Source organism: Streptomyces murinus, assembly GCF_002154555.1.
In the GTDB taxonomy this organism is placed as follows: domain Bacteria; phylum Actinomycetota; class Actinomycetes; order Streptomycetales; family Streptomycetaceae; genus Streptomyces; species Streptomyces murinus.
In genome coordinates, this window is the sequence record NZ_MUNF01000582.1 from 1 (window position 1) to 499 (window position 499).

Consider the following 499-nt stretch of genomic DNA (forward strand, 5'->3'; position numbering starts at 1 on the left):
TGCTGGAGGTCATCTGGGAAGCCCTGGAACATGCCGGGCTGCCTCCCGATCGGCTCGCGGGCTCCGCGACGGGAGTCTTCACCGGGCTCAGCTACAACGACTACATGGACCAACTCGCCGGTCAGCCGACGGAGTTGGAGGGCTCCATCCTGACGAACGGTCACTGTGTGGCCGCGGGCCGCATCTCCTATCTCCTCGGCCTGCACGGCCCCAGCATCGCGCTCGACACCGCGTGCTCGTCCTCCCTGGTGGCCTTCCACCTGGCCTGCGAGGCACTGCGCCGCGGTGAGTGCGACCTCGCCCTGGCCGCCGGCGTCACGCTCATGCTCGCCTCCCGTATCACCCGGTCCTTCGTCAGGATGGGCATGCTCTCCCCCACCGGGCACTGCCGCACCTTCGACGCCGCCGCGGACGGATTCGTGCGCGGCGGCGTCGAAGGTGCGGCAGTGCCCGGTGGGGGAGAGCATGCCCATCCTGACGAAGGACCGGGTGATACGGG

At 69.5% G+C, this 499-nt stretch carries 1 protein-coding gene; it reads left to right on the forward strand.

Annotated features, from left to right (window positions below; translation table 11 throughout):
- A partial coding sequence (locus CCN72_RS30220; protein ID WP_208638142.1) for a beta-ketoacyl [acyl carrier protein] synthase domain-containing protein occupies positions 1 to 499 on the forward strand: 499 nt, incomplete at both ends.